Origin of the sequence: Anaerolinea thermophila UNI-1, from assembly GCF_000199675.1 — a bacterium.
In the GTDB taxonomy this organism is placed as follows: Bacteria; Chloroflexota; Anaerolineae; order Anaerolineales; family Anaerolineaceae; genus Anaerolinea; species Anaerolinea thermophila.
On the sequence record NC_014960.1, the window covers coordinates 3526182 to 3532378 of the forward strand.

Sequence of the window (6197 nt, forward strand, 5' to 3'; positions counted from 1 at the left end):
AAAAAAGGCGGAGAGGGTGGGATTCGAATAGCATCCCCTTCCGGGGACCCACGGTGGCGCTTCACTTCCAAAAAAAGGCGGAGAGGGTGGGATTCGAATAGCATCCCCTTCCGGGGACCCACGGTGGCGCTTCACTTCCAAAAAAAAGGCGGAGAGGGTGGGATTCGAATGGCATCCCCTTCCGGGGACCCACGGTGGCGCTTCACTTCCAAAAAAAAGGCGGAGAGGGTGGGATTCGAATAACATCCCCCCTGCGGGGACCCACGGTGGCACTTCACTTCCAAAAAAAGGCGGAGAGGGTGGGATTCGAACCCACGGTGGCCCAAAGGACCACAACGGTTTTCGAGACCGCCCCGATCGGCCGCTCCGGCACCTCTCCGAACGAGCATCCCCATTATACCAAATCAGGGGAAGAAGTGGGAAAATTCCCAGCCATCCTCAGGGCTCCTCAATCCCTCTCCCCTCTCCCATTTACGGGTATAATGAAAACACAATCCCGGATGGAGGTAGGGCATGGCTGGTGCTCGAACGGTGCGCGCTCCGCGCGGTACGCAGTTATCCTGTAAATCCTGGCTGACTGAAGCCGCTTATCGCATGATTCAGAACAACCTCGACCCCGAGGTTGCCGAGAAACCCGAAGACCTCATCGTGTACGGCGGGCGCGGACAGGCCGCCCGCTCGTGGGAAGCCTTTGACGCCATTCTCGAAAGCCTGCGCAACCTGGAAAACGATGAGACCCTGCTGGTGCAGTCGGGCAAGCCGGTAGCCATTTTCAAGACCCACCCCGACGCCCCCCGTGTACTGATTGCCAACAGCAACCTGGTGCCGCACTGGGCAACTCAGGAACACTTCGACCAACTGGCGGCAAAGGGCTTGATCATGTACGGGCAGATGACCGCCGGTTCGTGGATTTACATCGGCACGCAGGGCATCCTGCAGGGCACGTACGAGACGCTTGGCTCGCTGGCGCGCCAGCGCGGCTGGGGCAGTCTGCGCGGCAGGTTCGTCCTCACCGCCGGGCTGGGCGGCATGGGCGGCGCGCAGCCGCTGGCAATCACCATGAACGAGGGTGTGGGCTTGATCGTCGAGGTGGACCCCGCCCGCGCCAAACGCCGCCAGGAAATTGGCTACGTGGACGTGGTGGTGGATACCCTCGAAGAAGCCATGACGCTGGTGGAAGAAGCCAAAGCCAATCAACAGCCACGCTCCATCGGGCTGATTGGCAACGCCGCCGAGGTGTACCCCGAACTGGTCATCCGCGGGGTGGTGCCCGACGTGGTCACCGACCAGACCCCCGCGCACGACGTGCTCTCGTACATCCCCGCCGGGCTGAGTGTGGAAGAAGCCGCCGAATTGCGCCGCCGCGACCCGCAGGAATACGAACGGCGCTCGCTGGAGTCCATGGCGCGGCACGTGCAAGCCATGCTGGAGTTCCAGAAGCGCGGCAGTGAGGTCTTTGACTACGGCAACAACCTGCGCCAGCGGGCGTACGATCAGGGCGTGAAGGATGCCTTTGCTTTCCCCGGCTTTGTCCCCGCCTACATCCGCCCGCTGTTCTGCGAGGGCAAGGGCCCCTTCCGCTGGGTAGCCCTCTCCGGCGACCCCGAGGACATCTACCGCACGGATGAAGCCGTGATGGAACTCTTCCCCGAGGATGAACACCTGCACCGCTGGCTGAAGATGGCGCGCGAAAAAGTGCCCTTCCAGGGCTTACCGGCGCGCATCTGCTGGCTGGGCTACGGCGAACGCGCCCGCGCCGGGCTGAAGTTCAACGAAATGGTGGCGAAGGGCATCCTCAAAGCCCCCATCGTCATCGGACGCGACCATCTGGACGCAGGCAGTGTGGCATCACCCAACCGCGAGACCGAGGGCATGCGCGACGGCACGGACGCCGTCAGCGACTGGCCCATCCTCAACGCGCTGATTAACGCCGTCGGCGGAGCCACCTGGGTATCCTTCCATCACGGCGGGGGCGTGGGCATCGGCTACAGCCAGCACGCCGGCATGGTCATCGTTGCCGACGGCACGCCCGAAGCCGCCAAACGCCTGGAGCGCGTCCTCACCACCGATCCGGGCATGGGGGTGGTGCGCCACGCCGATGCCGGTTACCCCGAAGCCATCGCCGCCGCCAAACGGCACGGCATCAAAATCCCCATGCTGAAGTGAGTCCATGCGCACCGTCCGCTTCCTGTTCTTCCTGCTGAGCATTGCCGCTGGCATTGGGCTGGGGCTGGCTTACGGCTGGCTCATTAAGCCACCCGACCCCACTCAACTCACCCCACAAGTCCTGCGGGCAGATTTCAAAGCCGATTACGTGTTGATGGTGGCGCAGGTGTATCAGCGTGACCAGAATCTGGCGCAGGCGGTTCAGCGCCTCTCACGCCTTGACCCGCAGTCGCCCGCCCGCGCTGTTGCCGAAGCCCTGCTCACCGCGCGCGATTTGCAGTACGACCCCGCCGACCTGCAGGTGATGAGCGATCTTGCCCGCGCCCTGCAGATGCTGGAAACCCCCGCCGTACCCACAGGAGAAGCCGCGCCATGAACGACGAGGAACCCCGCGGCAACCTCTACCTGCTCACCGGTCTGGTGCTGGGCTTGGCGGTGGGCTTGCTCATCTCGCTGGTGATCAGCCCGGTGAAGTTTGTGGATATTGACCCCTCGGCAATGGGCGAAGCCTACCGCAGTGAGTACCGCCTGCTGATTGCCCAGGCTTTCCAGAGCGACGGCAACCTTCAGCGGGCGCAGGATCGCCTGGCGCTTCTGCGCGAGGAAGACCCCGCCCGCGTGCTGGCAATGCAAGCCCAGCAGATGGTTGGCGAGGGCGCCTCCCCGGCGGATGCCCGTGCGCTGGCACTGCTGGCGGCGGCGCTGACCAATCCGCAGAGTGTGGCCTTTACCCCTCAGCCCTCACCCACCCTGCCCGCCGGAGAGGATCATCAGCCCACCCCGGAAGTCGGGCAAGCCGTCTTCACCCCCACACCGCCTCTGCCCACCCGCACCCCTCAGCCCACCTTTACGCCGCGTCCCACTGCCACGCCGCCGCGCGCGCTGGACGCGCCCTTTGTGCTGGACAGCCGTCAGGACGTGTGCGACGGCTCCCTGCCGGCCGGACGGCTGGCAATCGAGGTGCTGGATCGGGATGGCAACCCGCTGGCGGGGGTACCGGTGCAGGTAGTCTGGGGACAGAATCAGTCCTCGCTGTTCTACACCGGCCTGGCGCCAGAAATCAGCCTGGGGTATGCCGATTTTCAAATGGAAGCGGGGATGGTGTACACCCTGAGAGTGGGAACGGTGAGCGAGACGCTCACTGATCTTGCCATTCCTGCCTGCGGCGGCGGCGTGCGCGTTGTCTTCCGCGAAGGGCGCTAATCCCGCGCGCTGAACCCCGGTGGATGTAAGTGACCGCGAAGAGCAATCAGCGCACGGTTGGCGCTCCCCTCGACAATATTCGGGGTGCGCCGGGGGATACGTTACCGCAAAGGCGCGAAGAGCGCAAAGAAGAAACCGTGTGCCTTGTGAGGGTCGCACCGGGGGCTTTACCCCAGGGATGCGCCGTGGGCTTCCCCCCAGCGGTCCAGCGTCTCTTCCACCTGATCCAGAAACGCATCCATTTGCTCCAGGCGGGCGGCAAAGCGCGCCTTATCCAAGCCCACCTGCTGGGTCATGTCCTGCCAGGGTTGCAGTTCGGGCGCGCCCGCCGGCAGATGCGCCGCCGCCAGCGTCCACACCCGCAGGAGAAGCCAGTACGCCGCCGAGGGAGCATTCTCCCACAAGGCGCTCAGGGCTTTGAGGTAATACGCCCGGCGGGCAGGATGCAGGCGCGGGGGCAGGGCTTCCTGCCGCGCGCTCTGATCCCAGGCTTGCGCGGCGGCGCTCATCCATGTCTGCCACTGTTCATCGTTGACCTCAATTTCCTCAGAAAGCAGAGCCACCATCTGGCGGTACAGGTCACCCCAGCCGGCTTGCTGTAAATGCTGCTCCAACTGCGCCAGGAAGCGCCGCTCTGCCAGCGGCAAAGCCCGCAGACTCACCAGGGCATTGCCGGCGTTCTCGATGACCTTGAGGTAAGCGCACAACCGCCGGGCGTGGCTGGGGTCGCTCTGCAGGGTCAGGTTCATCCAGGCGCGGCGGGCTTGCTCGGCAAAGGCACGGGCGCGCGCCAGGGTATAATCGGCTTGCCAGAACTGCGCGCCGGTGGCGGCTTGAATGTAATCAAACCAGTGCTGAGGGTCGAACAGCACCAGCGGCTTGGCGTAGATGAACGGTCCCAGCCAGGGGTCGGTGCGCAAATGGCGCGGCTGGCGGAAGGTTTCCTGAGCGAAATGGGCGATATCCAGATGCACCTCATCGGTCACCGGCACAATCTCGCGGGGGACGTTGGGCTCGGTGTCGTAGATGATCACCAGGTCCACATCGGCGGTGCCGCCCAGCAGAGGCTCTTCCTCCATGAGCGAGCCGGTGAGGTAAATGCAGCGGATGCGGCGACTGACCCGCGCGCGCTCATCGGCGGCACTGCGGGCAATGCGGAGCAGGGTCTCGCGCGTGATTCGCATGGGCTTCCTCCCTCAATCTCTCTCTCCCCGCGCCGGTTACGCCCCGAATCAATCGCCGTGCAGGGGCAGGGGCAGTTCGGGCTGGTAAGGGGGCAGTTCCAGCGCCTGGCGGATGCGGTTCTCAATCCAGCGCAGGTCTTCGGGGTAGCGCACGAAATCCAGCGCGTTGGCGTCCAGCGTCAGAACAGGCGAGGAAAGCCGGTCGGGAGAGAGGAAAAACTCATCGTAAGCGTGGTTGAGTTCGTCAATGTACGCCCGCTCCATGTTGCGTTCGTACACGCGGTCGCGGCGGGTGATGCGCTCCATCAGCAGGTCGGTGGTGGCGCGCAGATAGACGATCAAATCGGGGGGCTGGATTTTCTCCGCCAGGGCTTCGTGGACGCGGTAGTACATCTCCAGTTCGTCCCCTTCCAGGTTGATGCGCGCAAAAAGGGCATCCTTCTCGAAGGTGTAATCGGAAATCAGGTTGCGACCGCCGGCCGTCAGTTCGGGGATGCCGCGCCTCTGCTGGTGGTAGCGGCTGAGCAGGAAGAAAATCTGGGTTTGAAAGGCATAGCGGGCGCGGTCTTCGTAGAATTTGCTCAGAAAGGGGTTTTCTTCAAAGACTTCCAGAAGCAGGTTGGCTTGAAAGGCAGGCTGGAGCATGCGCGCCAGCGTGGTTTTGCCAACTCCGATGACACCTTCGATTGCCAGGTACATGAGAATCGCTCCAAAGTTAGGGTGTTGGCGTTAATATACCATAAATCCTACCTTAAGAATTTGGAGCGGGGATGTTCAATCCCTGGCTGGAACGCCTGGGGTACCGCAAAGGGCGTGAAGGGGGTAAAGGCAAAAGGTTTTGCAACGACACCGCAAAATTTTTTACCCTGAACCCCGGTGGTTAATTCTTTTTCCCTGAATGAAATGCCTCATAGATGAATTGCGCCCATATCTCAAAACACTCTTTTCTTTGTCGGTTGAACACGCCAAAATTACGGGGGTGATAGGTAGGAAACCACAAAACACTTTTTTCACCAAGACGTATCCACTGACTACGACAAAGAGAACAATCTTCGCTCTCAAAAATACCAAATACCTCTTTGAGGGCTTCTCTAGCGCGTTTTCCCTGCGTAATCAGAATGTCCGGTTTTAAGATCTCGATTTCACCCCAAATATACCTCTGGCAATTTTTAAACAAAATCACCGGCGCAGAGGCATGATTTTTGTTACATACACAGCATTTCACTGTATTAATGTGAGCAAAGTACAAATGCGAAGACTGAATATCCAGATTGGGCTTGAATTTTTTCAGCAACCTCCAAGCCATTTCATGGGTGCGGTACCAGTGCCGGGATTTGACCAGTGTATCGGTATTACACTCATGCTCTTCCTGATATCGTACGGCTTCCGGGGTTCTGCGACTTGCATCCCTCTCACTGCTCCCCGGATCGAGGGAAAGAAATAACAAACGCGGTAAAGTCCCTTTTTCGTATTCTGACCCCACAAAGGCAGATTTCGCCTCAATAAAGTTTTCATTGTCTTTTCGGCATACAGATAAATAAGGACAATGAAAATCAAGGGGATAAATGCCTTCTTTCTGGTAATACGCTTCAAGTTCTCTCAACATCTTATTGGTATTTTACTTTGGAAAGTTGCCTGTAAAAA

At 60.7% G+C, this 6197-nt stretch carries 6 protein-coding genes and 1 tRNA gene; 3 read left to right on the plus strand and 4 right to left on the minus strand.

Going from position 1 to position 6197, the window contains the following annotated elements:
* Positions 1-291 precede the first annotated feature (291 nt).
* Positions 292-379 (minus strand) — tRNA-Ser (locus ANT_RS15815).
* Between the two features lie 134 nt (positions 380-513).
* Here ANT_RS15815 and hutU point away from each other — a divergent pair.
* The 3 genes from hutU to ANT_RS15830 are packed head-to-tail and all read left to right on the plus strand — an operon-like array spanning position 514 to position 3369.
* A complete protein-coding gene (hutU, locus tag ANT_RS15820) occupies positions 514-2166 on the plus strand; it encodes a urocanate hydratase (protein WP_013561536.1) in 1653 nt (550 codons plus the stop codon).
* A 4-nt stretch (positions 2167-2170) separates the two neighbouring features.
* Complete coding sequence (locus ANT_RS15825; protein WP_013561537.1) at positions 2171-2542, plus strand: hypothetical protein; 372 nt, start codon at positions 2171-2173, stop codon at positions 2540-2542.
* Complete coding sequence (locus ANT_RS15830; protein ID WP_013561538.1) at positions 2539-3369, plus strand: type 2 periplasmic-binding domain-containing protein; 831 nt, start codon at positions 2539-2541, stop codon at positions 3367-3369. The genes ANT_RS15825 and ANT_RS15830 overlap by 4 nt, the downstream gene beginning before the upstream one ends.
* A gap of 167 nt (positions 3370-3536) precedes the next feature.
* On the opposite strand, the gene ANT_RS15835 is transcribed toward ANT_RS15830, so the two are convergent.
* From ANT_RS15835 to ANT_RS15845, 3 genes are all read right to left on the minus strand, one after another.
* A complete protein-coding gene (locus ANT_RS15835) occupies positions 3537-4553 on the minus strand; it encodes a hypothetical protein (protein WP_013561539.1) in 1017 nt (338 codons plus the stop codon).
* Positions 4554-4601: 48 nt separating this feature from the next.
* On the minus strand, positions 4602-5252 hold the full coding sequence (locus ANT_RS15840) for a deoxynucleoside kinase (RefSeq protein ID WP_013561540.1): 651 nt from the start codon (positions 5250-5252) through the stop codon (positions 4602-4604).
* A 181-nt stretch (positions 5253-5433) separates the two neighbouring features.
* A complete protein-coding gene (locus ANT_RS15845; RefSeq protein ID WP_013561541.1) occupies positions 5434-6159 on the minus strand; it encodes a uracil-DNA glycosylase family protein in 726 nt (241 codons plus the stop codon).
* Between the last annotated feature and the right edge of the window lie 38 nt (positions 6160-6197).

Excerpts from the sequence above, each read along its gene's own strand:
- ANT_RS15845 (WP_013561541.1), bottom strand. The coding sequence starts at position 6,159 with ATGTTGAGAGAACTTGAAGCGTATTACCAGAAAGAAGGCATTTATCCC.
- ANT_RS15830 (WP_013561538.1), top strand. The coding sequence starts at position 2,539 with ATGAACGACGAGGAACCCCGCGGCAACCTCTACCTGCTCACCGGTCTG.
- ANT_RS15825 (WP_013561537.1), top strand. The coding sequence starts at position 2,171 with ATGCGCACCGTCCGCTTCCTGTTCTTCCTGCTGAGCATTGCCGCTGGC.
- ANT_RS15840 (WP_013561540.1), bottom strand. The coding sequence starts at position 5,252 with ATGTACCTGGCAATCGAAGGTGTCATCGGAGTTGGCAAAACCACGCTG.
- ANT_RS15835 (WP_013561539.1), bottom strand. The coding sequence starts at position 4,553 with ATGCGAATCACGCGCGAGACCCTGCTCCGCATTGCCCGCAGTGCCGCC.
- hutU (WP_013561536.1), top strand. The coding sequence starts at position 514 with ATGGCTGGTGCTCGAACGGTGCGCGCTCCGCGCGGTACGCAGTTATCC.